General features: G+C 35.4%; 2 protein-coding genes. Both read right to left on the reverse strand.

The features are described 5' to 3' along the window. Nucleotides 1–350: 350 nt before the first annotated feature. Nucleotides 351–776 carry a 3-hydroxyacyl-ACP dehydratase FabZ gene (fabZ, locus tag V7077_RS27660; RefSeq protein WP_335507964.1) on the reverse strand — a complete coding sequence of 142 codons (426 nt, stop codon included), beginning with the start codon at nt 774–776 and terminating at the stop codon, nt 351–353. A gap of 232 nt (nt 777–1,008) precedes the next feature. Beyond that, on the reverse strand, nt 1,009–1,293 hold a 285-nt coding region (locus V7077_RS27665; RefSeq protein WP_335507966.1), incomplete at its 5' end, for a YciI family protein.

Raw genomic sequence — 1,293 nt, forward strand, 5'->3', positions numbered from 1 at the left:
GTCTTTATCTCCATAAAACTTTCCGCCTTTTTCTCCTTATTTCCTTTCAACAATCCTGGCCCGTAAGTTTAAGTGTATTTATTCACAATCTTTTGAACTAAGCATTGATAAAGATTTAATGGAGTCTTGAAAAGATAGCTCATTAATCAAATAAATTTAATCTACTTCCAATAGTGTCGAATTATAATTATTATAGATTTCCTGAACCTCTTCAACAATCGCACCCGTTACTTTAAGAACAATTCTAACACTTTAAAAAGAAAGAGGAAGTTCAAATGGTATAATTGTTTTATAACTGAATTGATTGAATCCAATTGAATTTAATGTCGAAGATCTTGAAAATCGGAATATTAATCACCAAATGCAAATATCAGCTCTGTCTCACATACTAGTTCGCCAGCAACAAAAGCAATACCTTTTCCTTTCCCAATATGACCTTTTAATCGTGTAATTTCGACTTCAAGACGCAATTGATCACCTGGTTTAACTTGACGCTTAAAACGGCATTTATCTATTCCAGCTAAAAGCCCTAATCGTCCTTGGTTTCCTTCTTTTGTTAACATTACAACTGCACTTACTTGAGCTAATGCTTCTACGATTAATACCCCAGGCATTACGGGATAATTTGGAAAGTGTCCGTTAAAAAAATCCTCATTTGATGTTACATTTTTTAGTCCTACTGCTCTTTTTCCTTCTTCTATTTCCAAAATCCTATCCACTAAGAGAAATGGGTACCGATGTCTAATAATTTTTTTAATTTCCCTATTATCTAACATAAAAGCTCCCTCATAACAAAATTTAGAAATCACTAGAGTTTAATTATATCACTTAGTATTAATACCTGGTACTAAAATATTCCTTTTTTAACTTATCTGCCCAGTTAGTCGAATAGGAAAAAGCGATCCTCCATTATTGTAGAATCGCACCCTTTAGTTGAAGAAGAAACGAAAGCCTCCAACCAATAATTAGCTTCAGTCTTTCTTAAAAGCTCCTCGGTAAGATTGGTGCTTAAAATACTTGACGCAATTCAATCTGACCTTCCCCATGTCCTTGCGGATCCGGCATCCGTTTTGCCCACACGATTGCTTCTTCTCTCGACTTCACTTCAATCAGAATAAACCCTGCAATCAATTCTTTTGTTTCCGTAAATGGACCATCCGTAACCACCGGCTTTTCTCCTGGTTTCGGAAATGAAAGACGAATCCCATTTGAACTTGGGTAAAGTCCTTTAGCCATAACCCGTACACCAGCCTTAATTAATTCCTCATTGTACTTATCCATGGCTTCCATGAG

The sequence above is a fragment of the Neobacillus vireti genome, assembly GCF_036962465.1.
GTDB classification, from domain to species: Bacteria; Bacillota; Bacilli; order Bacillales; family Cytobacillaceae; genus Neobacillus; species Neobacillus vireti_B.